Source organism: Deinococcus sp. (genome assembly GCF_030523985.1).
GTDB lineage: Bacteria > Deinococcota > Deinococci > Deinococcales > Deinococcaceae > Deinococcus.
The window spans coordinates 1-25,206 of record NZ_JAUNHK010000034.1; the positions used below are offsets into that span (position 1 = coordinate 1).

General features: G+C 65.6%; 19 protein-coding genes. 16 read left to right on the top strand and 3 right to left on the bottom strand.

Features of this window, described 5'->3' with window-relative positions; translation table 11 throughout:
* Window positions 1-141 precede the first annotated feature (141 nt).
* From Q4C89_RS06920 to Q4C89_RS06950, 7 genes are all read left to right on the top strand, one after another.
* The gene (locus Q4C89_RS06920) at window positions 142-1,314 is read left to right on the top strand and encodes an LCP family protein (protein WP_303101875.1); all 1,173 of its coding nucleotides are present in this window, start codon (window positions 142-144) and stop codon (window positions 1,312-1,314) included.
* Window positions 1,315-1,474: 160 nt separating this feature from the next.
* A complete protein-coding gene (locus Q4C89_RS06925) occupies window positions 1,475-3,565 on the top strand; it encodes a 3-hydroxyacyl-CoA dehydrogenase NAD-binding domain-containing protein (RefSeq protein ID WP_303101876.1) in 2,091 nt (696 codons plus the stop codon).
* A gap of 150 nt (window positions 3,566-3,715) precedes the next feature.
* The gene (locus Q4C89_RS06930; RefSeq protein ID WP_303101877.1) at window positions 3,716-4,345 is read left to right on the top strand and encodes a GNAT family N-acetyltransferase; all 630 of its coding nucleotides are present in this window, start codon (window positions 3,716-3,718) and stop codon (window positions 4,343-4,345) included.
* Between the two features lie 18 nt (window positions 4,346-4,363).
* Window positions 4,364-5,545, top strand: coding sequence for an acetyl-CoA C-acyltransferase (locus Q4C89_RS06935; RefSeq protein ID WP_303101878.1), 1,182 nt, complete (start codon window positions 4,364-4,366; stop codon window positions 5,543-5,545).
* A gap of 83 nt (window positions 5,546-5,628) precedes the next feature.
* The gene (locus Q4C89_RS06940) at window positions 5,629-6,573 is read left to right on the top strand and encodes an alpha/beta hydrolase (RefSeq protein ID WP_303101879.1); all 945 of its coding nucleotides are present in this window, start codon (window positions 5,629-5,631) and stop codon (window positions 6,571-6,573) included.
* A gap of 34 nt (window positions 6,574-6,607) precedes the next feature.
* A complete protein-coding gene (locus Q4C89_RS06945; RefSeq protein WP_303101880.1) occupies window positions 6,608-7,060 on the top strand; it encodes a hypothetical protein in 453 nt (150 codons plus the stop codon).
* A gap of 9 nt (window positions 7,061-7,069) precedes the next feature.
* On the top strand, window positions 7,070-8,824 hold the full coding sequence (locus tag Q4C89_RS06950) for an SWIM zinc finger domain-containing protein (RefSeq protein WP_303101881.1): 1,755 nt from the start codon (window positions 7,070-7,072) through the stop codon (window positions 8,822-8,824).
* Window positions 8,825-8,992: 168 nt separating this feature from the next.
* Here Q4C89_RS06950 and Q4C89_RS06955 read toward each other — a convergent pair whose 3' ends face one another.
* Window positions 8,993-9,955: a hypothetical protein gene (locus Q4C89_RS06955; protein ID WP_303101882.1), complete on the bottom strand. Its 963-nt coding sequence runs from the start codon at window positions 9,953-9,955 to the stop codon at window positions 8,993-8,995.
* 407 nt (window positions 9,956-10,362) lie between these two features.
* Between Q4C89_RS06955 and Q4C89_RS06960 the strand changes: the two genes are divergently transcribed.
* Both Q4C89_RS06960 and Q4C89_RS06965 read left to right on the top strand, forming a co-directional pair.
* The gene (locus Q4C89_RS06960; RefSeq protein WP_303101883.1) at window positions 10,363-11,919 is read left to right on the top strand and encodes a 2-isopropylmalate synthase; all 1,557 of its coding nucleotides are present in this window, start codon (window positions 10,363-10,365) and stop codon (window positions 11,917-11,919) included.
* Window positions 11,920-11,992: 73 nt separating this feature from the next.
* Window positions 11,993-12,316 carry an antibiotic biosynthesis monooxygenase gene (locus Q4C89_RS06965; protein ID WP_303101884.1) on the top strand — a complete coding sequence of 108 codons (324 nt, stop codon included), beginning with the start codon at window positions 11,993-11,995 and terminating at the stop codon, window positions 12,314-12,316.
* 3 nt (window positions 12,317-12,319) lie between these two features.
* On the opposite strand, the gene abc-f is transcribed toward Q4C89_RS06965, so the two are convergent.
* Window positions 12,320-14,212 (bottom strand): ribosomal protection-like ABC-F family protein, encoded by a 1,893-nt coding sequence (gene abc-f / locus Q4C89_RS06970; RefSeq protein WP_303101885.1) that lies wholly within the window; start codon window positions 14,210-14,212, stop codon window positions 12,320-12,322.
* A 68-nt stretch (window positions 14,213-14,280) separates the two neighbouring features.
* Here abc-f and Q4C89_RS06975 point away from each other — a divergent pair, with 68 nt between their 5' ends.
* Both Q4C89_RS06975 and Q4C89_RS06980 read left to right on the top strand, forming a co-directional pair.
* Window positions 14,281-15,897, top strand: a complete 1,617-nt coding sequence (locus Q4C89_RS06975) for a FecR family protein (protein WP_303101886.1) — start codon at window positions 14,281-14,283, stop codon at window positions 15,895-15,897.
* Window positions 15,881-17,359 carry a diguanylate cyclase gene (locus tag Q4C89_RS06980; RefSeq protein ID WP_303101887.1) on the top strand — a complete coding sequence of 493 codons (1,479 nt, stop codon included), beginning with the start codon at window positions 15,881-15,883 and terminating at the stop codon, window positions 17,357-17,359. Before Q4C89_RS06975 ends, Q4C89_RS06980 begins: the two co-directional genes overlap by 17 nt.
* A 13-nt stretch (window positions 17,360-17,372) precedes the next feature.
* Here the strand turns inward: Q4C89_RS06980 and Q4C89_RS06985 are convergent, their stop codons facing one another.
* On the bottom strand, window positions 17,373-18,662 hold the full coding sequence (locus Q4C89_RS06985) for an Nramp family divalent metal transporter (protein ID WP_303101888.1): 1,290 nt from the start codon (window positions 18,660-18,662) through the stop codon (window positions 17,373-17,375).
* A 160-nt stretch (window positions 18,663-18,822) separates the two neighbouring features.
* On the opposite strand from Q4C89_RS06985, the gene Q4C89_RS06990 reads away from it, so the two are divergent.
* From Q4C89_RS06990 to Q4C89_RS07010, 5 genes are all read left to right on the top strand, one after another.
* Window positions 18,823-19,353 carry a hypothetical protein gene (locus Q4C89_RS06990; RefSeq protein WP_303101889.1) on the top strand — a complete coding sequence of 177 codons (531 nt, stop codon included), beginning with the start codon at window positions 18,823-18,825 and terminating at the stop codon, window positions 19,351-19,353.
* Between the two features lie 168 nt (window positions 19,354-19,521).
* Complete coding sequence (gene polA, locus Q4C89_RS06995; protein ID WP_303101890.1) at window positions 19,522-22,284, top strand: DNA polymerase I; 2,763 nt, start codon at window positions 19,522-19,524, stop codon at window positions 22,282-22,284.
* 98 nt (window positions 22,285-22,382) lie between these two features.
* Window positions 22,383-23,546, top strand: a complete 1,164-nt coding sequence (gene argJ / locus Q4C89_RS07000; RefSeq protein WP_303101891.1) for a bifunctional glutamate N-acetyltransferase/amino-acid acetyltransferase ArgJ — start codon at window positions 22,383-22,385, stop codon at window positions 23,544-23,546.
* A gap of 64 nt (window positions 23,547-23,610) precedes the next feature.
* Window positions 23,611-24,621 carry a 3'(2'),5'-bisphosphate nucleotidase CysQ gene (locus tag Q4C89_RS07005; protein ID WP_303101892.1) on the top strand — a complete coding sequence of 337 codons (1,011 nt, stop codon included), beginning with the start codon at window positions 23,611-23,613 and terminating at the stop codon, window positions 24,619-24,621.
* A gap of 40 nt (window positions 24,622-24,661) precedes the next feature.
* Window positions 24,662-25,201, top strand: a complete 540-nt coding sequence (locus Q4C89_RS07010; protein ID WP_303101893.1) for a GNAT family N-acetyltransferase — start codon at window positions 24,662-24,664, stop codon at window positions 25,199-25,201.
* Window positions 25,202-25,206 lie beyond the last annotated feature (5 nt).

Genomic DNA, 25,206 nt, shown 5'->3' on the forward strand with positions numbered 1-25,206 from the left:
AAGAGAAGAAAAAAGGGGCAAGAGAAACTGGGGAGAAAAGCGAAAGGACTGCGACCATCTTGCCACCTTTTCCCGGCAGCGGCCTTATTTCTCCACCTTTAGTCGGTTGTTCCTCACGCGCACGCGGTTATTCTCTGACGTGTGCGCCGTGTTCTTGCCCTGATTCTTATTTTGCTCGCTGGTGTGGTCGCGTTGTTTGCTCCTGCTTTTCCTGCCCTGGCCCGTTATGGAGCCTTGCCCCGTCAGGGCGAGAAGCCGCTGAACGTGCTGCTGGCGGGCGTGGACGTGAATTACGACGACAAGGCTCCGGTCTGGCCCTACCCCGCTACCCCCGAGGACTACACCGGGCGCACCGACACTATTTTGCTGACTCAGGTGCGGCCCGACGGCACCGTCAAACTGCTCAGTATTCCGCGTGACAGCTGGGTGCAGATTGCGGGCTGGCCCGGTGGCGGGCAAGTGGACGGCTGGGGCAAAATCAACAGCGCCAACGTCCACGGCGGCCCCGACATGCTGGTGAACACCGTGCAGTCGCTGACGGGCGTGAAGGTGGACGGCTACGCCCTGCTGAGCCTGAATGCGCTGCGGGCCGTCACCGAGGCGGTGGGCGGCGTCACCATAGATGTGCCGCAACGCATGAAGTACGACGACAACGCCGGACACCTCCACATCGACCTGCAACCGGGACGGCAGAGGCTCAGCGGCGAACAGGCCGAGGGCTTCTTGCGGTTTCGCAAGGACGGCATGGGCGACATCGGGCGGGTGTCGCGTCAGCAGCAGTTCATGACGGCCCTGCTGAGCGAGATTCGCAAACCGGCCAACGTGTGGCGACTGCCCCGCGTCATCGCCGCCCTGAACGCTAACGCCAAGACCGACCTGACCCGCGCCGAAATCGGTCAACTGCTCGGCGCGGCGCGGCAAGGCCCCAAAATCAACACCTACACCCTGCCCGGCAACTTCGGCATGTCGGGGGCGCTGAGCATCTGGGCCGTGAATCGCCCCGAAGTGAACGCCCTGATGCGCGAACAGTTCCGCGACCCCAACGACCCGCACAGCCTGAGCATCCTCATCCTGAACGCCGACGCGCCTGCGGGCAGCGCCCGGCGCCTGCGCGAACGCCTGATGACCCTCGGCTACCTCAACGTGACCGCCGCCAACGACCAGCGCCCCTGGCCCGTGACCACCGTTTCTGGCCCCGCCGAGCCCGCCGCCACGCTGCTGCGCGACCTGGGGTACGGGCAAGTCGACAGCGCCCCCAGCACTCCCGGAGCCGACCTGACCATCCGCCTGGGCCGCGATACTCCGGCACAGTAACCGCAGCGGGAACTCCCAGCCAGCGAAGAAAAAACCGGGGAAGCGGCAGAAAAAAGGCGGTCAAAAAGTGAACGTCAACGTTCATTCTGTACGTCAACGTTGACCTGACCGCCCAGACGTGGGAGCATAGAGCCGACACCAAAAACAGGAGGCTCTACCCATGACCCAAGGCACCCCCAACCGTGTTGAGCAGTCCCGCGACGGCGACATTCTCGTCCTCACCATCAACAACCCCCCCGTCAACGCTTTCGGCCCCGGCGTTCCCGAAGGCCTCAAGGCTGGCCTGGACGCCGCCGCAACAGATGACAGTGTCAAGGCCGTCGTCATCATCGGCGGCGGGCGCACCTTCGTGGCGGGCGCGGACATCAAGGGCTTCGGCCTCCCGCGTGAGCAGGCCCCCGACCTGCGCGGCACCGTCGCCAAACTCGACGCTTTCGAGAAACCCACCGTCGCCGCCATTCACGGCACGGCCCTGGGTGGCGGGCTGGAACTGGCGCTGGGCTGCTCGTACCGCGTGGCGACCAAGGACGCGCAACTCGGCCTGCCCGAAGTCAAGCTCGGCGTCCTGCCCGGTGCGGGCGGCACCCAGCGTCTGCCGCGCGTGGTGGGCGCCCAGAAAGCGCTGGACATGATGCTCTCCGGCAACCCCATTAAGGCCACCGAAGCCAAAACCCTCGGTCTGGTGGACGAACTCGTAGAAGGCGACCTGCTCACCGGGGCGGTGGCCTTTGCCCGCGCCCATGCCGACGCCCGCCCCCTGCCCCGCATCAGCGAGCGCAGCGTGGAAGGCGGCAGCCCCGAACTGTTCGCTGGCGCCCGTGAAAGCCTCAAGAAAACCCACCGGGGCCAGCTCTCGCCCTCGCACATCGTGAACCTCGCAGAAATGGCGGCGACCAAGCCCTTCCAGGAAGGCTGGGAAGCCGAGGCCGACCGCTTCGCGGACTCGCTGGACAGCCCACAGTCGCGCGGCCTGCGCCACATCTTCTTCGCCGAGCGGGAAGCGGGCAAGATTCGCGGCCTGAGCAAAGACACCCCCACCACCGACATCAAGTCGGCGGGCATCATCGGGGCGGGCACCATGGGCGGCGGCATCGCCATGAACTTCCTGAACGTCGGGATTCCCGTCACCATCGTGGAAACCAGCCAGGAAGCGCTGGACCGTGGCCTGGGCGTCATTCGCAAGAACTACGAGAACACCGCCAAGAAGGGCCGCATGACGCAGGACGACGTGGAAAAGCGCATGGCCCTGCTGACCCCGACCCTCAATATGGAAGACCTGAAGGACGCCGACATCATCATCGAAGCGGTGTTCGAGAACATGGATGTCAAAAAGGACATCTTCACCAAGCTCGACGCCATTGCCAAACCCGGCGCGATTCTGGCGAGCAACACCAGCACGTTGGATGTCAACGAAATCGCCAGCGTGACGGGCCGCCCCGAACAGGTCATCGGGCTGCACTTTTTCTCGCCCGCCAACGTGATGAAGCTGCTCGAAATCGTGCGGGCCGACAAGACCAGCGACAGTGTGCTGGCGACCAGCCTCGCCCTCGCCAAGCGCATCAAGAAAGTCGGCGTGGTGGTCGGCGTCTGTGACGGCTTCGTGGGCAACCGCATGGTGCACCGCTACGGCGACGAAGGCCGCAAGATGGTGGAAGAAGGCGCCAACCCGCAGGACGTGGACGCCGCCATGAACGCCCTCGGCCTGCCGATGGGACCGTTCCAGATGGGCGACATGGCCGGGCTGGACATCGGCTACTCCATCCGCCAGCACCAGGCCAAAGTGCGCGGCGAGAGCGAACCCGACGGCTGGATCGACCGCATCGTCAAGAGTGGGCGCAAGGGCCAGAAGACTGGCGGCGGCGTCTACGACTACGGCGAAGACCGCAAGCCCAAGCCCAACGCCGACGTGCAGAAGCTCATTGAGGACTTCCGCCGCGAAAAGGGCATTCAGCCCCGTGAATTTACCCAGGAAGAAATCACCAAGCGCCTCGCCTACACCCTGGTGAACGAGGGCGCCCAGATTCTGGACGAAGGCATCGCCCAGCGTGCCAGCGACATTGACGTGATTTACATCTACGGCTACGGCTTCCCCGCCTACCGTGGCGGCCCCATGCAGTACGCCAGCGAACAGGGCCTGAACAACGTGGTCGCCGACCTGGAGCAGTACGGTCAGAAGCCCGCGCCGCTGCTCAAGCGTCTGGCCGAAGAAGGCAAGAGCTTCAGCGACTTCGACCGCGAGGCCAGGGCGTAAAGGATGCCGGGGGGAGCCGTCACGCGACTGGAGGCCATCTGGCACTTCTGCGGAAACCATGAGCCTCTGCTCTGGCGTTCTCCCCGCTGCGGCTGCTTTCACTGCGAATCCCTTTTTGCCCCTACCGAAATCGAGGACTGGGTGGACCACATGAGCACCGCGCTCTGCCCGCGCTGCGGCGTGGACGCGGTGCTACCCGACGTGCCGCTCTACGCCCTGGACGCCGACTTGCTGCGCGAGATGCACGAGTTTTATTTCCTCTCGCCTTCCCGTAAGAGTGCGGCCCAACCCGCCGAAGTTCAGGGCGAGGGGGAAGTGCAGGTGCGGGTGCTGGGCCCGGATGAGGCGCACGCTTTGAACCGCGTCGCGCCCGGCGTCTTCGACGGCCCGCCCCGGCCCGACGCCACCGTGCTCTTTTTCGACTCCGACCGCCACCACCTCGCCGTCGCACTGGCGGATGGGCTGGTGGTGGGCATGGCGGGCGGGTTTCACTACCTCCACCCCGACAAGGCCCCTGAGTTGTTCATCAACGAGGTCGGTGTGGGCGACGACTGGCAAGGGCGCGGGCTGGGCCGCCGCCTGGTGTCTGCCCTGCTCGCCCATGCCCGCACGCTCGGCTGCGAAAGCGCCTGGACCCTGACCGAAACGGGCAACCTCGCGGCCCGCCGTCTGTATCTGGCGACGGGTGGCGAAGAACAGACCGACGTGGTCATGAGTGTCTTCGACCTCTGCGCCGAGTTCGACCTCTCTCCCATTGCCCCCGACCCGCTCCACCTTTAACCCGCAGGAGGGTTTCCTATGCCTGAAGCTGTCATCGTTTCCACCGCCCGCACCCCCATCGGCAAGGCCTACCGGGGCTTTCTCAACGACACCCACGGCAGCGACCTGGGCGCGCACGCCGTCAAACATGCGGTGGCCCGCGCCGGAGTCGACCCCGCCGAAATCGAGGACGTCATCATGGGTTCCGGCAACCCCGAGGGCGCCACGGGCAGCAACATCGCCCGCCAGATTGCGCTGCGGGCCGAACTGCCGGTCAGCGTGAGCGGCGTGACCGTCAACCGCTTTTGCTCCAGCGGCCTGAACACCGTGGCACTCGCCGCCAACCACATCATGGCGGGGCAGGGCGACGTGTTCGTGGCGGGCGGCCTGGAAAGCATCAGCCTGACCCAGAACGACCATGCCAACAAGTACCGTCTGCGCGGCGAGTGGCTGCTGGAACACAAGCCCGACATCTACATGTCCATGCTGGAGACTGCCGAAGTCGTCGCCAAGCGCTACGGCATCAGCCGCGAGGCGCAGGACGAGTACGCCTACCAGTCGCAGATGCGCACGGCTGCCGCGCAGCAGGCCGGGAAATTCGACGAGGAAATCGTTCCCATGACCGCCCGCATGAAGGTGCAGAACAAGGAAACGGGCGAAATCAGCGAGCAGGAAGTGACGCGCAAGCTTGACGAGGGCAACCGCCCCGACACCACCCTGGAAGGCCTGAGCAAACTCAAACCCGTCTTCGAGGGCGGCGTGATTACCGCCGGGAACGCTTCGCAACTCTCCGACGGCGCGGCGGCGCTGGTGGTCATGAACAGCGACGTGGCGCGTGAACGTGGCCTCCAACCGCTGGGCCTGTTCAAGGGCTTCGCCGTCGCGGGCCTGGAACCCGACGAAATGGGCATCGGCCCTGTCCTCGCCGTGCCTAAGCTCCTCAAGCGTCACGGCCTGAGCGTGGACGACATCGACCTGTGGGAGCTGAACGAGGCGTTTGCGGTGCAGGCGCTCTACTGCCGCGACAAACTCGGCATTGACCCCGAAAAGTACAACGTCAACGGCGGCAGCATCAGCATCGGCCACCCCTACGGCATGAGCGGCGCACGCCTGACCGGGCACGTTCTGCTCGAAGGCCAGCGCCGGGGCGCCAAGCACGTCGTCGTGACCATGTGCGTCGGCGGCGGCATGGGCGCGGCGGGTCTGTTCGAAGTGCTGTGATCTGACGTTCACGGAGGGCCGGGCGTCGCCATGTGACCCGGCCCTCCAGCCTTTTCTCTTTTCTTGCCCACCAGGAGGCTCCCATGCCCGTAGACCCCCACCTCACCTCGGTCCTCATGCAACTCTCGCAGGCCCCGCAGCCCGCCAGTCTGGAAGAAATGCGAGCGGGCATCCGGGCCAATGCCCTTCGCAGTCCCAAGCGCCCGGTCACGCTGGGCGAGGTGCGCGACCTGACGCTGCCCGGCCCGGACGGTCCGCTTCCGGCGCGGCTCTATCACCCGGCGGGCGCGGCCCCGGCGCAGGGCTGGCCGCTGACGGTGTATTTCCACGGCGGCGGCTTCGTGGCCTACGACCTCGACACCCATGACGCCCTCTGCCGCGAGCTGTGCGCCGCGTCGGGGGCCGCCGTGCTGAGCGTGGCGTACCGCTTGGCTCCCGAACACAAGTTTCCCGCCGCCGTCCACGACGCTTTTGCCAGTGTGCAGTGGGCCGCCGCGCACGCGGGCGAACTGGGAGCAGACCCGCAGCGCCTCGCCGTGGCGGGCGACAGTGCCGGAGCCAACCTCGCCACGGTCACGGCCCTGCGGGTGCGGGACGAGGGCGGCCCCACGCTACGGGCGCAACTGCTGATTTATCCCGCCGCCGACTTCGGCAACCCGGAGCGCTACCCCAGCCGCCGGGAAAACGCCAGGGGATTTTTCCTCACCGCCGAGCGGATGCGGTTTTTCGGTCAGCAGTACCTTGCCCAATCAGGGGACGCCGCGCATCACCACGTCTCGCCCATCGGCGCACCCAGCCTCGCCGGACTTCCGCCCGCGCTGGTGCTGACCGCCGAATTCGACCCGCTGCGCGACGAGGGCATGGCCTACGCCGACGCGCTGCGGGCCGCAGGCGGGGAGGCCGAACACCGCCCCGGCCCCGGCATGATTCACGGGTTCGCCAACATGACCGCTTTTTCGCCCGTCGCCGCCGGGCTGGTGGACGACGCCGGGCGCTGGCTGGGAGAAAGGCTGCACGAGGGCAATTGAGGCAGTCTTCATGAGCCTCATTTAGCCTCTTGCCATGTCTCCTGTCCTTCGGCGTGCGTCCCTCGCCCTGTTGCTCCCCGCCCTCACCGGGTGCGCCATCGGGGCTTACATCAGCCCGCTCTCGCCGCTCGAACGGCAGTTCAACGGCACTTACGAAGGCGTGGGCAAAGGCCCCACCGGGCACGTCCCCTACCGCCTGCTGCTGAGCCTTCAGCCCAAGGCCGGCAAGGTCAGCGGCGTGCTGACCAACCTGGAAAGCCGTAAAGCCTATGCCCTGAGCGGCACGTTTCAGCAAGCGGGCGACCGTCTGACGCTGGACACGGCACTGTTCGAGGACGGCAACAAGCACCGGGGCAACCTGCGCGGCGTGTGGGAGGGCGGCAAATTGAGTGCCAACCTACGAACCGTGCTGCTGGGTCAGCAACTTCTGAGCTACAACTTGGAACTGACCCGCACCGAGGCAGTGTCTGCCGAACAGGGACGCTAGGCTGGGGCCATGTCGTCTGTCCTTCTCTCTCAACAGGCCGCTCTCGACTGGGTTGGAGAACGTGAATGGCGCAAAGGCCAAAGCTATGTTCGGGGGCTGACCGGACTCACCCGCCAGCCCGATGGAACGCTGACCCTGCTGCAAGGCTCGGCGCACGGTCAGGAAAAGTACATCGTGCGCGTCACCCTGGCGGGCAAGGAGGTCGAGGCGGCGCACTGCTCCTGTCCGGTAGGTGAGGCCGGAGCCTGCAAGCATGTGGCGGCGCTGCTGGCCCGCGCTCTTCAGTCCCCCCAGGATTTCAACGCCTTGGAAGACCTGCAAAGCCAACTGGAACGGTTGGACGCGCCCGCCCTCCGTGCCCTGATTCGGGACATGCTGCAACAGGAGCCGGAGCTTCGCGGCCTGCTGCTGACCAGACCAGGCCGCACAGCGAAAGGGACGGCGGCTGACCTGGACAAACGCATCGCCCAGGCTTTTGCGCTGGTGGACTATGACGCGGAATACGACTGGGAAGGCGAAGGCCCCGACCTGAGCGACCTGGAACCGCTGCTGGACACTCTGCGCGGGCAAGTGCACGACATCGCCTCGCTGGACGCCGCCGGATACGCTGACCTGTACCGCGCCGCAGACGCCATGCTCGAAGGCTGCGCCGACCTGAACGACGACGATTATGACCTGGGCCTTTGGGAGTACGTCACTGTAGCCAGGACGGCCCTGCTCCGTCTCCTGCAACAGCCCGTTGACTCGCTGCTGCGCGAGAACATTCTGGATACCCTTGAGGAATCCATCGGTCAGTTGCGCTGGGATCGTAAGGAACTGCAAAGCGGGCAACTGGAACTGTTCAGCGCCCTGCCTGCCGAGGAGCGCGAGCAACTGAGAGCATTCGTGACGCGGCTTCAGGGCCTTGAACGCCACGAGGCTTACCGTCACAGGTGGGCACAGACGCTCTATCTGCTGTTCTCGCCTGAGGAAACCAATCTGGAAGATGAACTGGCCCTGGCCCGCGCTACAGGTCGCCCGCAGGAAGTCATCAAGGCCATGCTCAAACACGGCCAGACCGAGTCCGCCTTACAGCAACTGAACCGTGAAACCAAAGCGGTTCCCCCACAGGAACTGGAAAGCGCCTTTGCCGAGCATGGCCTGCTGCCACAACTGGAAGAGTATGCCCGGCAGCATCTCAAGACTTTTGGCGTTCGGGCATGGCTGTACGGGCACTACCGCGATACCGGACGCCACGACGAAGCCCACGCTCTGGCCCGTGACGCCGTCCTGAAGGGCACAGGCGACCATGCGTTTTACATCGCCCGCTGGAACGGCCAGCTTGTGCGTGACCCCGACTGGCTGAGTGAACTCCGGCACATCAGCCCCGATTGGCCCGCTGACCGCGCCGAATATGTGCGCCAGCAGTGGAAAAAGGCGGGGCAGACCGACAGCCTTCTCAACTTTTTGCTGGAGGAAGGGCTGTTGAGCGAGGCGCAAAAGCTGGTGTCCGAACGCAGTGAAGTGAGACCCGAGCTGCTCACCCGCCTGGCCCTGAGCCTGTCCGCTGAGGACGCCAAGCCCCTGGTGCTCCGCGCAGTCCTGGCGCATGTTTCGGGGCGTGGGCGCGAACATTACCGCGCTGCCGCCGAAACGCTGACCCAGACTGCCGCCCTTATCGGTCAGGACGAAGCCCGCGAGGTGGCCCGACTGCTGACGCAACAGTTCCCCAAGCTGTCGGCGTTACGTGACGAGCTCAGACGCGCCAAATTGCTGAGGGACTGACACAGCTTTGAAAAATGGTTTGGATGCCCAAACTGTTTTTCCGAGCAAGGCGAAGAGAAGAAAAGACGGGTCTGACTCCGGTTGAGCCCCCGCGTGAGAAATAAAATCCGTGGCGACAAATGAAGCGGCCCCTCTCTGATAACGAGAGGGGCCGAATCGGTTGAGGCTTTAGCGCTTGGGCTTGGTGTTGACGGTCACGTTGGCGGCGGGGACAGCGGGCAGACGGCGCTCGGTGGCGGCGCTGCGAGCACCCAGCACGGTGGCCAGGATGGTCAGGCCACTGGCGAGCAGCCAGCCCAGGCCAGCATTGCGGGCAGCGATGCGGGCGGTGTCTTCAGCGACCTGAGCAACGCGGGCAGCTTGGTTCTCGACGCGGGTAATGGTCTTGCCGATGGCAGCCTGAACTTCGCGGGCCTGGGCGTCAGACAGACCCTGGTTGGTCAGGCGGGTCACGAACTGCTCGCCGGTCAGGGCGTTCTGAATGTACTCGGTGCGGGCCTTGGCGAAGTCCACGATGGTGGTCAGGTCCTGGTCACCCAGGTCGTACTGGGCACGGCGGATAATGCCACGCACCACGTTGCCCGTCGCCGCCACTTGCTCGCGGTTCAGGGTGGGGCTGTTGTCGGCAATCAGGGCTTCCAGGTCTTCCTGGCTCAGGTTGCCCAGGACGTTCTGGGCGTTGGGGTCTTGGGCCACGGCTGCGCCCGTCGCCGCCGCTGTGGTCGCGGCACCGCTCAGCACGGTGGTGGCGGCGTTGGTCGCTGCGCCCAGGACACGGGTGGCGCTGTTCACGGCAAACAGGGTGCTCGCCAGGATCAGCAGGCCCGCCGTGACCAGACCGGTCAGGGTGGCGTCGTCGTGGGTCATGGCGGCCAGGCCGTCGCTGTTGTGGGTGGCGGGCGCACTGGCGCGGACAGCCACCAGACCGGCCGCGTAAGCGCCGACCAGAGCAGCGATGGCGCTCCAAATTGCCGCAGCAATGCCGACACCAGTCAGGGAAAGGCCAGTCAAGGCGGTGATCACGGTGCCCAGGGCAATGAGGGTCAAGGTCGTGACGACCCCCATGACCAGGCCGGCGAGAATGCCGCGCCAGGACAGGCGTTGAGAGAGACGGTCAGCGTTCAAGGTCATAATTTTTCCTCCGTATGAGAACTCAGGGCATCTTGCTCGAACGAGCGCTATCAGGTATCCTGCAAGGAATCACCGACAACTCCAGCGACTTGAGTGTAGCCGCCTGCTATCCTCGAGAACTCTCTGACGCCCCGTTTGCGGGCATCAATGGCACTCTAAGTGATATTTCTCGCTGAGCCTTGCACAAGGAGTTAATGTCAAACTCATAAAATGTTTTTCTGGCCTCACCCATAGACAACTCGGCTCGCGTTTCGTCTCCCCGCTTACACTGATTGCATGCAAGCAAACGGCCTGCTTCTTCTTAGCCTTCCTCCGGTGGAGTGAACGGCTGACCCAGGCCCGTGCCCAGACCCCCGGAGGAACCAGACCTTCCGGGGGAGTTTTTTTGACGCCAAGGAGTGACCGACATGACCCAGACCGAAGCCCAACGCATCCGCATTTTTGACACCACCCTGCGCGACGGTGAGCAGTCGCCCGGCGTGGCCCTGAACCACGCGCAGAAGCTGGAAATTGCCCACACGCTGGCCCGCATGGGCGTGGACGTCATCGAGGCGGGGTTTCCCATCGCTTCCCCCGGCGACCTGGAAGGCGTGAGCCGCATCGCCCGCGAGGTGCGCGGCCCCATCATCGCTGGTCTGGCTCGCGCGGGCCGCGCCGACATTGAAGCGGCGGCCAAAGCGGTCGAGGCTGCCGAGAAATCGCGCATCCATACCTTCATCGCCACCAGCCCGATTCACATGCAAAAGAAACTGAATCTGGAACCCGATGCGGTGATCGAGCGAGCGGTTCAGGCGGTGCAACTGGCCCGCACCTTCGTGGACGACGTGGAATTCAGCGCCGAGGACGCCACCCGCTCGGACTGGGACTTCCTGGTCAAGATTTTCAAGGCGGCGGTGGAAGCGGGGGCCACCACCATCAACGTGCCCGACACGGTGGGTTACACCACCCCCGAGGAAATGCGCAAGCTGTTCGCGTACCTCAAGGCCGAATTGCCCGCGCACGTCATTCTGTCCAGCCACTGTCACGACGACCTGGGCATGGCGGTCGCCAACTCCATCGCGGCGGCAGAAGGCGGAGCGCGGCAAATCGAATGCACCATCAACGGCATCGGGGAGCGTGCAGGCAACGCCAGCCTGGAAGAAATCGTGATGGCGTTTCATACCCGCAAGGACTTTTACGGCTTCGAAACGGGCATCCGCACCCGCGAACTGTACCGCGCCAGCCGCTTGGTTTCGCGCCTCAGCGGGATGCCGGTGCAGCCCAACAAGGCCATCGTGGGCGACAACGCCTTCGCGCACGAATCGGGCATCCATCAAGACGGCGTCATCAAGGCCCGCGAAACCTACGAAATCATGAACGCCGAACTGGTGGGCCGCGAAGCCGCCGTGCTGGTGATGGGCAAGCACTCGGGCCGCGCCGCCTTCCGCAAGGCGCTGACGGATTTGGGCTACGAAGACCTGCCCGACGACAAGGTGCAGTACCTGTTCGGGCGCTTCAAGGATTTGGCCGACCGCAAGGGCCAGATCTACGCCGAAGACCTGCGTGCTCTGGTGGAAGCCCGCGCCGACGTGCCGCAGACCTTCACCCTGGAAGGTTTCCAGATTACCAGCGGCATGAACATGATGCCCGTGGCCTTCGTCAAGTTGCAGACGCCGGACGGTTCCCTGGAAGCCACGGCACACGGCGACGGCCCGGTCGAGGCCGCGTTTCAGGCCATTGCCAAAATCACGGGCCTGCAAGTCACGCTGGAAAGTTACCGCATCCAGTCGGTCACACGCGGCGACGACGCACTGGGCGAGGTCAGCATCACCGCCCGCTACGGCGAGAAATTGCTGAGTGGCACGGGGGTTGCCACCGACATCGTCGAAGCCTCGGCGCGGGCTTGGGTACGCATCATGAACATGATTGTGGCGGGCATGGGGGCTGAGCAGCGCAAGGGAGAAATGGCTCCGGGCCGAATTTGATTCCTGCCGCGTGACCGGATGAAGCAGGGGCCACGGCCTCTGCTTTTTTTGTTCCCCAGTCTAGACTCACGCCATGAACACGCCCACCTCCGGCCCCGTTCTCGAAATCGCCATGCTTCAGGTGCGGCCCGGTCAGACCGCCGACTTTGAGGCCGCTTTTGCCCAGGCGCGGCGCATCATCGCCTCCATGCTGGGGCACCAGCGCCACGAACTCCAGAAGTGCCTGGAAGACGACCACAAATACGCCCTGCTGGTCTGGTGGGACAGCCTTGAAGCCCACACCGTCGGATTTCGGGGCAGCACCGAATACGGGCATTGGCGGGCGCTGCTGCACCACTTCTACGACCCGTTTCCGACGGTAGAGCATTTTGTCAGTGTGACGGGCCAAACGAACTGAACCTCAGCCGCCCTTGGCCTCTACCTCGGCCTGTTTGTCGCCCCAGAGCAGCATCTTCTCTTCCAGTCGCACTTCCAGCGCGTGCGCGGCCTGCCCCAGCGCGGTGAAATCGGCGTCCAGCGGCGCGTCGGCCAGGGCTTGCTGGGCCTGTTCCAGCTCGGCTTCCAGCGCGGCTATCTCGGCCTCCAGGGCTTCGACCTCGCGCTTGAGGTGCCACAGGCCCTTGGCTTTGGGCGCGGGCGCGACTTTGGGGGCAGCGGCGGCTACGGCGCGGGCAGCCTCGGCCCCGATTTCAGCAGCGCTGCGGTGCCTCGCGCGGTAGTCCTCCCAGCCGGGGTATTCGTAGAACTGCCCGTCTTCGATGAGCCAGACCCGGTCGGCGAGTTCCTCGATGAAGGCGCGGTCATGGCTCACCATCAGCAGCGTGCCCGTGTAGGCGGCGAGGGCGTCTTCCAGGGCTTCGACCATTTCCATGTCGAGGTGGTTGGTCGGTTCGTCCAGCACCAGCAGGTTGTGGTCTTCCTGCGCCAGTCGCAGCAGCGCCAGCCGCGCCCGCTCGCCCCCCGACAGGATGCGGGCGGGCTTGTCATGGTGGTCGTAGGGAAACATGAAGGTGCCGAGCAGCGTGTGGGCCTCGTGGTCTTTCTGGACGTACTCGCGGGCCACGTCGTAGAGGGTCTGCGACGGGTCAACGCCGCGCAGGGCCTGGTCGTAGTAGCCCACACTGACCCGCGCCCCCGTCAGCACCCGCCCGCGTGGGTCGTCGCTGGGGTCGAGGCCGAGCAGCGAGCGCAGCAGCGTGGTCTTGCCTGCCCCGTTGCGCCCGATAATCGCGATGCGTTCGCCGCGCCGAATTTGCAGGTCGAGGTTTTCGAAGAGGGTGCGCCCGCCCAGTTTGCGGGTCAGGTGCCGGGCGTCGAGCACCACTTCACCCGACTCTGGGGCGTGAAAGGTGATGTGGGTGGTGCGCTGCTCGGGCGGGGGGGCGCTCACGGCTTTGGCCTGCATGCGGTCGACGCGGGCCTGCATCGCCTTGGCGCGGCGGGCCAGTTTGGACATGCCCAGGCCCCAGATTTTCATGCGGTCGGCACTCGCCTGCAGGTCGGCAATCTGTTTGGACTGAAGGGCGTGCTGCGCGGCCTGCTGCTCCAGTTCCAGGTCGAGCTGTTCGCGGAATTTGGAATAACTGCCCGCGTAGACCTTCAAGGTGCCGTCGCGCAGGTAGGCGGTTTCTTTTGTCACGTTGTCCAGAAATTGCCTGTCGTGACTGATGACCAGCACCGCGCCGGGGTAGCGGCCCAGAAACCCTTCCAGCCACTCCACCATCACGATGTCGAGGTGGTTGGTCGGCTCGTCGAGCAGCAGCACGTCGGGGTTTTCCACCAGCAGCGCCGCCAGCCCCAGGCGGGTGCGTTCGCCGCCCGACAGCCCCGCCACCGGGTCATGCTCACGCCCGCGAAAGCCGAAGGCCAGCGTGACCTGCTCCTTGCGGCTGCGTCTTTCGTAACCTCCACGCCGCGCAAACTGTTCCAGCAGCGCCTCGTGGTGCAGGATGGCCTGTTCGCTGCCGCTGCTCATGGCGTCGGCGGCTTCGGTCAGTTCCTGTTCCAGCGCGTCGAGGTCACGGAAGGCACTTTCCAGCACACTGTCGATGGTGGCCCCCCCCGGAAAGGTGGGGTCTTGCTGCAAGGCGCGAACCCGGACGCCTTTTTCCCAGCGCACACTTCCCCCATCCGGGGGGGTTTCTCCGGTCAGGAGGCGCAGCAGGGTACTCTTGCCCGCACCGTTGCGCCCGACCAGACCCACGCGGTCTCCCGGCTCGACCGCAAAATTGACGTCCTGGAGGACGGTCAGGGGGCCATACTCTTTGGCAGCGTTGGTGACGGCGACAAGCACAAAGCCGAGTATACCCACAGCTGAGAATTGACACGAAAATGAAAGAAAGTTCTCGTAAACTGAACCTGATGCGCGGCCCCGCTCCTGCTTTTCCTTTTTCTCCTTTCATAAACCAGAAGTGGGGTGCTTTGCTGTGCGGGCTGATGCTGCTGTGCAGTGCGCCGAGTGCGGCACAGAACGCGGGGGGAGCGGGCAACTTTTCCATCACCGAAGTCAACGGGCGGGCCGAGCAGCAGGGGACGGGCGGCACCTGGCAGGCTCTGTCGCCCAACGCCGTCCTGGGAACGGGCCTGCGTACCGGCACGGGCCGCGTGATGCTGCGCAGCGGAAACACCCGACTGCTGGTCGGCAGTGCCTCGCGGCTGCGGGTCTATCAGCAGGAACCCGACTTTCAGGAAGGCCAGTTTCTCTATGAGGGCACGGGCAGCTTTTTCGCCCTGGGCTGGCACATGAACCTCGATACGGCGGGTCGTGTGCGGGTGGATCTGTCGCCCGCAACCAGCGCCCCCCGCGTGGCTGTGCTGCAAGGCCGGGCACGCTTCTCGAACGGCACCCGCACCTTCTGGGCCAAAGCGGGCGAACAGGTATCGCTCAAAACTGGTCAGGTGTCCGCCTTCAGCGAGACCGACCCCTGGTATCTGGCGCAGTTCGTGGAACCGGGCGCTGCCACCATTGAGGCCTTGCGCGGGCAGGTGCAGGTACGCAGCGGCAACGCCACCCGCGCCGCCGAACGGGGCCGGGGGCTGTCGGCGGGCGACAGCGTGACCACCGGGGCCGCCGCCTGGGTCGAAATCGGGTTTACCGGGGGCGGCTACCTGCGCCTGACCGAACTCGGCGAGCTGAATGTGGTTTCGGTGGACAAGACGGCGCGGGGCCGCGAGGTCACCCTGCGCCTGCTGCGCGGCAGTGCCTGGAACGTGGTGGAAAAGGGACAGGGCGGCTACCGCATCACCACGCCCGTCGTCAGCACCGCCGTGCGCGGCACCACCTTCCGGGTGGACGCCAGCGGCATGGTCAAGGTCTTCGAGGGCCGGGTCGAAGTGCCGAGCGAAGGAAACGTGACCCTGGAAGCCGGAAGCCAGAAGAAGCCCGGCGAAGCCACCCAGCCCCTGCAACCCGACGAAATCGACCGCCTGAACATGGAACTCGACCGCGAACGTGCCCAGCCCCTCACCCTTCAGGTGCAGACGTTCGCCCCCGGACAGCCCCGGCTTACGTCGCAGCGTGAACTGACCCTCTTTACCCGCAGTCTGCCCGGCAGCGACGTGGATGTGCAGGTCGGTGAGCAGCGCCTTCGGCTGAAGGCGGACGGCGACAGCGGCATCTACCGTCTGCCCACCGACTTTGCGCTTCCTGAAGGGCGGCAGCAGCTGACCGTCACGACGCGGCGCTACGAACAGGTGCAGCAACGGCGCGTGTGGGTGCGTATCGACCGCACGGCCCCTGTCTTGACCGACCTCAAGCGCGAGCAGCGGGGCCGGGTCCTGGAGCTGACCGGAGAAGTGCAGGATCAGCCCGGACAGCGCACCGAACTGACCGTCACGCTGCCGGACGGCCGGGTGCAGACCCGCTGGCTGCCGAGCGGTCCTTTCCGCGTGGTGCTGCCCGCCCCAAATACTCCGGGCGCAGTGGGGTTGACCGCCCGCGACCCGGCTGGGAACGAGGAACATGTTTCACTTCCATGAACGCCCACTGCGGCGCTATACGCTGCCGCTGGCGCTGCTGCTGGGGGCTGGCCTGGGCCTGTTGCTGCCCTCCAACCCCCGACTCGAAAATGCCCTGAACCGCAGTCATCCCTCGGCACTCGACCCCCGGCTGCTGCTCGTCAGGATTGACGACGCCACGCTGACCGACTACGGCCTGCTGCACCAGTGGCCGCGCCAGCTCTATGTACAGGCCATCGATACCCTTGAGCAGGCGGGAGCCGCTGTCATCGGGCTGGACGTGGTGCTGAGTCCGACCAGCGACCAGAACGCCGAGTTGCAGCGAGCCTTCAGCCTACCGAATCTGGTGCTGGCGACGGCTCCGGGCGACACCCGCAATGGCCTTTACTCCGACTGGAAGGCCACCACCGGGGTCAGTGCCCTCAACAACGGCGGCGGCGCGGTGCGGCAGTTCCAGACCGCCTACGCCACCGGCAGCGACCCTGCCGCCTCGGCCCACCTGACCCCCAGTTTCGCCCGGCAGGTGGCGGCCCAAGCTGGTCATTCCGTGCCGCTCGATACCCAGCCGCATCTGCTGCGCTACACCCCGACCGAGGCGATGGAAGTCCAGACGGTCTCTTTCCGCGACCTCTTGAGTGGCAACGTGCGCTACGCCGACTTGCAGGGCCGCATCGTCCTGATCGGGCAGGACGCCAGCGGCGTGGCTGGGCTGCAACTGCCGGACATAGACGGGCGGAGCGTGTCGGGCCTGACCCTCCAGGCCAGAGCGGTGTCCAGCCTGATGAACCCGCCCTTCCGCTTCCTGCCGCAGTGGGTGACGGTGCTGCTGTGCGCCGCCCTGGCCGGACTGGCGGTGCTGCTCGGTGGTCTGTGGGCCTACGCCCTGGCCGCCCTGACCCTGCTGACCTCGGTCATCCTCTGGAAGTTCGATGTGGTGTTTCCGGGGGTCACCGTTTCGTTGGCGGCGATTCTGGCGGCCTCTCTCCTCGCCTTCGAGCGCTGGTGGCAGTTGCGAACCCTGCGGGTGCGTGACCAGTTGACCGGACTGGGCAACCGCCTCGCCTTTACCCGCGCGGTCGAACGGCGCTGGCTGGCCCGCCGGGAACAACCCTTCGCCCTCGCCCTGGTGGACCTCAGCGGCCTGCGCCGGGTCAACGACGCCCTGGGCCGCCCCACCGGAGACGCCCTGCTGCGCGAAGTGGCGTCGCGCTTGCAACGAACCAAGCGCCGCAACGACCTGGTCTTCCGCTGGGGCGGCGACGAATTCGCCCTGCTGCTCGACCAGGTCGGGGAAAGCGACCTTCAGGCCCGCAGCCAGGCCATCGAGCAGGCGTTGACATCACTCAGCGCCGGGCAGATTCCGGTGTGGGCGAATGTCGGCCTGGCGTCCTCCGCCGGGGAACTGCTTTCCGCGAACGAACTGATAGAGGCCGCCAGCCGCCAGCGTTACCGCGCCAAGTACCAGCGGGTGCAAGAAGGCTGAGGGGATGCCTCCCCTAACGCCCACCCAGCAGTCCCCAAAGCAAAAACACGTTCAGCGCGATAATCAGGGCGGCGACCGCCCAGCCGAGCACCGCCACCGGACGCGAAGCCGTCAAAACGCCCATGAGATCGCGGCGACGGCTGAAGACCAGCAGCGGCACCAGCGCGAACGGCACGCCGAAACTCAGGACAACTTGCGACAGAATCAGCACCTGCGTGGTGTCTAGCCCCAGCAGAATGACGACGAACGCGGGCAGCATGGTGACGGTGCGCCGCAGCCACAGCGGAATGCGGAAGCCGACGAAGCCCTGCATAATCACGTCGCCCGCCATGGTGCCCACCGCCGAGCTGCTCAGGCCGCTCGCCAGCAGCGCCAATGCAAACAGCACCGAGGCAGCGGACCCCAGCAGCGGAGTCAGCGTCTGATAAGCCACCGTCAAGTCACCCGCGCCCTCCAGATTCTTGCCGTGAAAAGTCGCCGCCGCTGCCGCCAGCATGCTCATGTTGACGAGTCCGGCCAGGCCCATCGCCCCGACCACGTCCACCAGATTCAGCCGCGCCAGGCGCCGCTTTTCCTCGTCGTTGCGGGTACGGATACGGCGCTGGGTCAGGGCCGAGTGCAGGTAGATGACGTGCGGCATGACCGTCGCCCCGATGATGCCCACCGCCAGATACACGCTGCTGCGCTCTGGAAAGTGAGGGATGAAGCCAGCGCCCAGCGCCGCCAGTTCGGGCCGCGCCAGCACCAACTGGGCGAGGTAAGAAACGCCGATGACGAGCACGAAAGCACCGATGACCAGTTCGAGCGGACGGGTGCCGCGCTTTTGCAGGCTCAGGAGCCAGAAGGTGATGACGCCCGTGACCACTGCGCCCCAAATCATCGGCAGGCCCGTGAGCAGATGAATGGCGAGGGCCGCTCCCAGAAACTCGGCCAGGTCGGTCGCCATCGCCACCAGTTCGGCCTGGACCCAGTAGAAGCGGCTGACCGGTTTGGGCCACTGTTCACGCACCAGTTCGGGCAGGTTGCGCCCACTAGCGATGCCGAGCCGGGCACTGAGGTTCTGAATCAGCATCGCCATCAGGTTGGCGGCGAGGATCACCCACAGCAGCGCGTAGCCGTATGTCGCGCCGCCTTCGATATTGGTGGCGAAATTGCCGGGGTCCATGTACGCCACCGAAGCGACCACCGCCGGGCCGATGAAGGGCACGATACGGTTCCACTTTCTCCCCGTATTCCCCGTACCGCTCAGCAGCGGAGCCGCCTGATCATCGGGTTGCTGGTCGGGCACAGAAGAAAAGGACATGGGGTGATTTTAGGCATAACTAAAAAAATTATCTATCCCTCCTCAAATGCGCCCAGGTCCTAAGACTTCATCAGCTTGGCCCCCCCCTCGTCATCTGGTTTTCAGAGTCGGGGCACATACTGACGGCGAAAGGGGCGAACGTTGCCCCAGGAGGAACACTGTGAAAACTCAACTGACCCTGGCCCTGCTGGCCCTGACTGCCTTTTCCGCTCAAGCGGCGACCACCCAGACGGCGAAACCCGCCCAGACCAAGCCCTCGCCCATCAAGCTGACGGCGTACACCTACACGGTCGGGACGACCACCGACGCGAGCGGCAAAAAAGTCGAGCGCCTGGCCGACGCTGCTGGCAAGGGCGCCCTGCCCGGTAGCCTGCTGCAAATGACCCAGAAGGTCCAGAATGTCAGCACCGGCAGCGTGCGCGGCCTGCGCCTGAACATGCGCGTGGACCCGGCCACCACCTACCAGACCTCCAACTGCGACGTGGCCCGCGTCAACACGCTGTTCTCCGCCGACGGGGGCAAGACCTTCGCCGCCAAGCCGACCAAGACCGTCACCGTGACCGAAAACGGCAAATCGGTGCAAAAGACCGTGCCCGCCCTGCCCAGCGAGTACACCAACCTGCGCTGGGAGCTGCCCGACATGAACGCCGGACAGACCTTCAACTGCAACCTGCGCGTCAAGGTGAAGTAACCGCCTGAAGGTTTAACCGTTAGCGCCGCCAGTTTCCGCCGAGGGACTGGCGGCTGGCTTTTGCGCCCTCTGCCGATTCGCTGGCGGTCAGACCCAGCTACCCGACTGCTCGCCTTTCTCCGGCCTTTTGCATTACGTCCCCAGCAAAATCCCCGCTAGACTGCCCCCATGCCCGACCCTTCCCCCGATACCCTGGTGCTGATTGACGGTCACGCGCTGGCGTTTCGTTCCTATTTTGCGCTGCCGCCCATGAACAACTCACGCGGCGAGATGACCCATGCTGTCCTCGGCTTTATGCGGATGCTGCTGCGGCTGGCCCGCCAGAAATCCAATCAGGTGATCGTGGTCTTCGACCCGCCTGGGGGCACCTTTCGCCACGAGCAGTACGAGGGCTACAAGTCGGGCCGCGCCCAGACGCCCGAAGATCTGCCGGGGCAAATCAACCGCATTCGGGCGCTGGTGGACGCGCTGGGTTTTCCGCGCTTGGAAGAGAAAGGCTTTGAGGCCGACGACGTAATTGCCTCGCTGACGCGCATGGCAGAAGGCAAGGGCTATCAGGTCAGAATCATGACCAGTGACCGCGACGCCTACCAATTGCTCGACGACCATGTGAAGGTCATTTCCAGTGATTTTGCGCTGATTGGCCCCGCCGAAGTAGAAGCCAAATACGGCGTCACCGTGCGGCAGTGGGTGGACTACCGCGCCCTGACAGGAGACGCCAGCGACAACATCCCCGGCGCGAAGGGCATTGGCCCCAAAACCGCCGCCAAGCTGCTGCAAGAGTACGGCACTCTGGAAAAGGTCTACGAGGCCGCCCACGCGGGCACGCTCAAGCCCGACGGCACCCGCAAAAAGCTGCTCGACAGCGAGGCCGACGTGAAATTCAGCCACGAACTGTCGTGCATGGTCACCGACCTGCCGCTCAAGATCGAATTCGGGGTGCGCCGTCTGCCCGACAACCCGCTGCTGACCGAAGACCTGCTGACCGAACTGGAACTCCACTCGCTGCGGCCCATGATTCTGGGACTGAACGGGCCGGAAGGCAGCGACAACGTGCCTGACACTGTCCTGGAAAAAATGGCAGAGCAGGCCCCCGCCCAGGCCGACGAAGCCGCCATCCCCTTTACGCCGCCGCACCTGGGCGAGTGGCAAACCCCCGCCGAGGGCGCCATCTGGGGCTATGTCCTGTCACGCGAGGACGACCTGACCGCCGCGCTGCTGGGGGCCGCCACCTTCGAGGCGCAGGACGGGGACGCGGGAATCGCCCGCCCCGCGCCCGTCTCCGAGCCGCCCGAGTGGGGGCAGGCCGACGCACCCGAAAGCCTGTTTGGAGAGTTGCTGACCAGTGACGCGCCGCTGACCAAAAAGGAGCAGAAGGCCCGCGAAAAAGCCCAGAAGGACGCCGAGAAAGCCCGAGCCAAGCTGCGCGAGCAGTTCCCCGCCACCGTCAGCGAGGCCGAATTCGTGGGCCAGCGCAGCGTGACCGCCGCCGCCGCCAAAGCCCTCGCCGCGCACCTGAGCGTGCGGGGCACCGAGGTCGCGCCGGGCGACGACCCGCTGCTTTACGCCTACCTGCTCGACCCCGCCAACACCAACATGCCGCTGACCACCAAGCGGTATCTGAACATGGAGTGGCCGGGCGACGCCCCCACCCGCGCCGCCATCACCGCCCGGTTGCTGAACGAGTTGCCGCCGCTGCTGGACGAACCCCGGCGCAAGCTCTACGACGAGATGGAAAAGCCGCTCTCGGACGTGCTGAAAAAGATGGAAGTGCGCGGCGTGCGGGTAGACAGCGACTTTTTGCAGACGCTTTCCATTCAGGCGGGCGTGCGGCTCTCCGACCTGGAACGGCAGATTCACGAGCACGCGGGCGAGGAGTTCCAGATTCGCAGTCCCAAGCAGCTGGAAACCGTGCTGTACGACAAACTCGAACTGGCGAGCAGCAAAAAGACCAAGCTGACGGGCCAGCGGTCTACCGCCGTCGCTGCGCTGGAGCCACTGCGCGAGGTGCATCCCATCATCGCGCCGATTCTGGAATTCCGCGAACTGGACAAGCTGCGCGGCACTTATCTCGACCCGATTCCCAACCTGGTCAACCCGCGCACGGGCCGCCTGCACACCACCTTTGCCCAGACAGCGGTGGCGACGGGACGGCTGAGCAGCCTCAACCCGAACCTGCAGAACATTCCCATTCGTTCGGCGCTGGGCCGTGAAATTCGCAAGGGCTTTATTGCCGAAGACGGCTTCGTGCTCATTGCCGCCGACTACTCGCAGATCGAACTGCGGCTGCTCGCCCACATCGCCGAAGACCCGCTGATGCGTCAGGCGTTTACCGACGGGGCCGACATCCACCGCCGCACCGCCGCGCAGGTGCTGGGGCTGGACGAGGCCACCATCACTCCCGACCAGCGCCGCGCCGCCAAGACGGTCAATTTCGGCGTGCTGTACGGCATGAGCGCCCACCGCCTCAGCAACGACTTGGGCATTCCCTACGCCGAGGCCGCCAGTTTCATCGAGATTTACTTTGCGACCTATCCGGGCATTCGGCGCTACATCAACCGCACGCTGGACTTCGGGCGCACCGAGGGCTACGTGCAGACCATCTACGGACGCCGCCGCTACGTGCCGGGGCTGAACAGCCGCAACCGCATTCAGCGCGAGGCCGAGGAAAGACTGGCCTACAACATGCCGATTCAGGGCACAGCGGCAGACATCATGAAAATGGCGATGGTGGAACTCGACCCGCAACTGGACGCCCTGGGCGCGAGGATGCTGCTGCAAGTCCACGACGAACTGCTTATCGAAGCGCCGCAGGAGAGGGCTGAAGAAGTCGCCGCCCTGACCCGCCGCGTGATGGAAAACGTGGTCAGCCTCAGCGTGCCGCTGGCGGTCGAAGTCGGCATGGGGCCGAACTGGTTCGACACGAAGTAGGGGGCAGAGGGAAGAGCGGGGAGGGCGGAGGGAAAATGCGCTCTCCCCTCTACTCTTTTCCCTCCCCGCGCCCTGCCAAAAGCCTTACCCTGAACCGCATGACCGAACCCTTGACCTTTCCCCAGGGCTTTCAGGCCGCAGCGATGGCGGCAGGCATCAAACCCAGCGGCAAAACCGACCTGAGCTGCGTGATCAGCGAACGCGACTGCGCCTGGGCTTTTGCCGGAACGCGCAGCACCACCGCCGCCGCCAGCGTGCTGCGGAATCGCGACCTGTACGCCTCGGGGCAGCCCCTGCGGGCCTTGGTGGTCAATGCCGGAATCGCCAACGCCGCCACGGGCAAAAAGGGCGCACAGGACAACGCGGATATGGCCGACGCGCTCGGCAGCGTGCTGGACGTGCCTCAGGACGCAGTGGTGACAGCCAGCACCGGCATCATCGGTCACCTGCTGCCGATGGACAGGGTGCTGAGCGGCATCGAGCATCTGCCTTCAGACTTGCAGGGCGAGGTGCTGCCCTTCGCCACCGCCATCATGACCACCGACACCCGGCCCAAAACCGCCCACGCCAAGCTGCAAAATGGCGCGACCATCGTGGGGACGGCGAAGGGCAGCGGCATGATTCACCCCGACATGGCGACCATGTTCGCCTTCGCCTTCAGTGACGCGCAGGTGGACCAGGCGGCGCTGCGGGCGGCTTTTCCGGCGATTGTGGCCCGCACCTTCAACGCGGTGACGGTGGACGGCGACACCAGCACCAGCGACATGACGGTGGTCTTCGCCAACGGCGCGGCAGGCGAGACCGACCTGGACGAGTTTCTGGCGGCACTGGAAGGCGTGATGCGCGACCTGGCCCGCCAGATTGCCGCCGACGGCGAGGGCGCCAGCAAACTGCTGACGGTCAAGGTCAGCGGCGCAAACACCGAGGCCGAGGGGCTGACCGCCGCCCGCACCTGCTGCGTCAGCCCGCTGCTCAAGAGCGCCGTGCACGGGGCCGACCCCAACTGGGGCCGCGTGATTATGGCGGTGGGCCGCAGCGGGGCGGGCGTAGACATCGAGAAACTGACGGTGGCGGTACAGGGCGTGCCCGTCTTTGCCGGAAAACCGCTGGGCTACGACGCCAGCGCCGTCAGCCAGAGCATGAAGGATGCCGCCGAAGTCGTCTTCGAGATTGACCTGGGCGTGGGCAGCGAGCGCGGCGAAGCGTGGGGCTGCGACCTCAGCGCCGAATACGTGAGCATCAACGCGGATTACACGACCTGAAACTGGGCAGCGGGGGAGCGGACAGGCGAGAGCGTTTTTGTACCCTCTCCCCTATCCTGCCCGTATGCCCTACGCCTCCGAACTGGACACCGCCACCGCCCTTGCCCTCCAAGCGGGCGCTCTGCTGCTGCGTCACCGCGCCGCAGGCTTTGAAGTCGAACACAAAACCAGCGCCGACGACCCCGTGACCGTCGCGGACCGCGAGGCGTCGGCGCTCATCGTGGCGGGGCTGCACTCGGCTTTTCCGGCTGACGGCCTGCTCAGCGAGGAAGAAGTGGACTCGCCCGAGCGACTGGGCCGCGAACGGGTCTGGATTATCGACCCAATTGACGGCACGAAGGAATTCACGACGGGCAGCCCCGATTTCTGCGTCAGCATCGGGCTGGCGGTGGGCGGCGAGGCGGTGCTGGGCGTGGTCTACGCGCCTGCCACCGACGAACTGTTCAGCGGCGTGGTGGGCCAGGGTGTGCAGAAAAACGGCGAGGCGGTCACAGCCAATCGGCCCAACGCCTTTCGCCTGAGTGTGTCCGACACCGAGTACGGACGCGAGCTACGTCGCCACGACCTTCCTGGCATGTTTCCCAGCGGCTCCATCGCCCTCAAGCTGGCGCGAATGGCGGCGGGCGAGGCCGACGTGACTTTCTCCATGTCGCCGCGCTCGGAGTGGGACATCTGCGCCGGGGACGCGCTGCTGCGGGCGGCGGGCGGCGAACTGCGGCGGCGCGACGGGCGACCCATCGTTTATAACTCGGTACGTCCCAGTCTGGAACAGGGCATCATCGGCGGCACTCCGGCGGCGCTGGCATGGCTGGAAGGCGAACTGCTGGCCCGCCGCCTGCCCACCGCCCACCTGAACCTCACCCCCGACGCGCCCGCCTGGGCCGTGCTGAGCGAGGCCGACCAGAAGGCGCTGGCGGGGCACCCCGGCGTGTGCGTGCGCTACAGCGGAGACGAACTGCTGGCGCTGCTGGTGGTCCATCCGCAAAGCCGCACGGCAGAGTGGGCCGAGGGCGACGCCTTTCACCTCGAACGCCTGACGCGGGACGTGGTGCGGGCGCTGGGGCCGCTGGCTTGACATCTGCCCGCGCAGGGCGTCTGCTGTGCGTCACTTCGCTATGACCCCTCACGTCACCCTCAAACCCGTGCTGGACTTCACCCCCGCCGAATGGCGCACCCTGCATTCCTTTTTCCGTGACCGCGAACTGGCGGCCTGGAACGACGCCAAACCGATTCGGATGCCCGAGTGGCTCTTTCGCCGCATCATGCAGGGCGAGGAGCGCCAGGGCGAACGCGCCGGATTCGGGCTGATGGACGCGGGGGGCCGACTGATCGGAAACGCCGAGCTATACGACTTTCGACCCTCACCCCCGCTGCGGGCGACCACCGCGACCCTGGGCATCATGATCGGCTATCCCGACCTGTGGGGCCAGGGCTACGGGCGGGCGGGGGTGCAGGCGCTGCTGCACTGGGCCTTTCGCGTCCACGAGCCCGCGCTCGACCGGGTGCGCCTGACCACCTTCGGGCACAACCACCGCGCCCAGCGGGCCTTCGCCGCCTGCGGCTTCCGCGAAGTGGCCCGCCGCGCCCATCCCGAACGAATAGACGTGCATATGGAAATCACGCGGGAAGAGTGGCAGCAGAGCGTGGAGGGTTGAGGGAA

Excerpts from the sequence above, each read along its gene's own strand:
- Q4C89_RS06925 (WP_303101876.1), top strand. The coding sequence starts at position 1,475 with ATGACCCAAGGCACCCCCAACCGTGTTGAGCAGTCCCGCGACGGCGAC.
- Q4C89_RS06930 (WP_303101877.1), top strand. The coding sequence starts at position 3,716 with ATGAGCACCGCGCTCTGCCCGCGCTGCGGCGTGGACGCGGTGCTACCC.
- Q4C89_RS06935 (WP_303101878.1), top strand. The coding sequence starts at position 4,364 with ATGCCTGAAGCTGTCATCGTTTCCACCGCCCGCACCCCCATCGGCAAG.
- Q4C89_RS06940 (WP_303101879.1), top strand. The coding sequence starts at position 5,629 with ATGCCCGTAGACCCCCACCTCACCTCGGTCCTCATGCAACTCTCGCAG.
- Q4C89_RS06945 (WP_303101880.1), top strand. The coding sequence starts at position 6,608 with ATGTCTCCTGTCCTTCGGCGTGCGTCCCTCGCCCTGTTGCTCCCCGCC.
- Q4C89_RS06950 (WP_303101881.1), top strand. The coding sequence starts at position 7,070 with ATGTCGTCTGTCCTTCTCTCTCAACAGGCCGCTCTCGACTGGGTTGGA.
- Q4C89_RS06955 (WP_303101882.1), bottom strand. The coding sequence starts at position 9,955 with ATGACCTTGAACGCTGACCGTCTCTCTCAACGCCTGTCCTGGCGCGGC.
- Q4C89_RS06960 (WP_303101883.1), top strand. The coding sequence starts at position 10,363 with ATGACCCAGACCGAAGCCCAACGCATCCGCATTTTTGACACCACCCTG.
- Q4C89_RS06965 (WP_303101884.1), top strand. The coding sequence starts at position 11,993 with ATGAACACGCCCACCTCCGGCCCCGTTCTCGAAATCGCCATGCTTCAG.
- Q4C89_RS06975 (WP_303101886.1), top strand. The coding sequence starts at position 14,281 with ATGCGCGGCCCCGCTCCTGCTTTTCCTTTTTCTCCTTTCATAAACCAG.
- Q4C89_RS06980 (WP_303101887.1), top strand. The coding sequence starts at position 15,881 with ATGTTTCACTTCCATGAACGCCCACTGCGGCGCTATACGCTGCCGCTG.
- Q4C89_RS06985 (WP_303101888.1), bottom strand. The coding sequence starts at position 18,662 with ATGTCCTTTTCTTCTGTGCCCGACCAGCAACCCGATGATCAGGCGGCT.
- polA (WP_303101890.1), top strand. The coding sequence starts at position 19,522 with ATGCCCGACCCTTCCCCCGATACCCTGGTGCTGATTGACGGTCACGCG.
- argJ (WP_303101891.1), top strand. The coding sequence starts at position 22,383 with ATGACCGAACCCTTGACCTTTCCCCAGGGCTTTCAGGCCGCAGCGATG.
- Q4C89_RS07005 (WP_303101892.1), top strand. The coding sequence starts at position 23,611 with ATGCCCTACGCCTCCGAACTGGACACCGCCACCGCCCTTGCCCTCCAA.
- Q4C89_RS07010 (WP_303101893.1), top strand. The coding sequence starts at position 24,662 with ATGACCCCTCACGTCACCCTCAAACCCGTGCTGGACTTCACCCCCGCC.